At 57.7% G+C, this 674-nt stretch carries 1 protein-coding gene and 1 pseudogene; one reads left to right on the top strand and one right to left on the bottom strand.

What is annotated here, in order from left to right; translation table 11 throughout:
• Nucleotides 1-221 (bottom strand): annotated as a pseudogene (locus tag E4K65_RS46785) (IS110 family transposase); the annotation flags it as partial.
• A gap of 218 nt (nucleotides 222-439) precedes the next feature.
• Between E4K65_RS46785 and E4K65_RS48400 the strand changes: the two are divergent.
• A partial coding sequence (locus tag E4K65_RS48400; RefSeq protein ID WP_209312159.1) for a hypothetical protein occupies nucleotides 440-674 on the top strand: 235 nt, incomplete at its 3' end.

The raw sequence follows: 674 nt of genomic DNA, 5'->3' as shown, positions 1-674 counted from the left end.
CCTAACGATGCGAGTCTGCGGCTCAAATGATGTGCGCCGACGCAGGCTTCCATGCCGATCAGGCAAGGCGGCATATTGGCGAGCCGCGCCTCCACCTGGCCACGCGACCACTTTTGCCGCAGCACGATGGTGCCGCGCGTATCGTGGCCCACGACGTGGAACGAGTTTTTGCCGATATCGATGCCGATCACGGCGATCGCGGTACTGGGTGTCTGGGACATGGCGTGCTCCCTGTCTTGGCGCCCCTGGCCAGCTTATCGCTGGCGGGGCAGGAGCACGGCCGGACCATCCCATTAGCAGACCTCAGCGTCTTAGCTTTCTCGTGCAAACCGAACCTTAACCTTCGGTTGCTCTAGTCAAAAATCTCAATCACGGCACCTCTGAAGCTATGGCTTGCCCAGATCGGGTCCGAGCTTTGGCTGAAGCGCGAGAGGTTGACATGAGCGCTACGGTCAAAATCTACATCGAGATCCTATTCTTACAGCTTCCACTTTATGCGCTTATCCTTGGTTGCGCCTACGCATCTTGGCTCGCGTTCAACCGTCGTCAGTATCTGATCGCGATTTTGCTTGCCGGAATCGCTGTTCTGCCCGGTGTGAGTTACGCTTATTCGTTTGTGGATTCTCGGTTCGTCGCTCCCGCTGCCAGGAGAGCCGAAGTGGTATCTTGGCAGC

The sequence above is a fragment of the Bradyrhizobium niftali genome (assembly GCF_004571025.1).
Taxonomy (GTDB): Bacteria; Pseudomonadota; Alphaproteobacteria; order Rhizobiales; family Xanthobacteraceae; genus Bradyrhizobium; species Bradyrhizobium niftali.
This window is presented reverse-complemented; position numbering and strand designations above follow the sequence as displayed.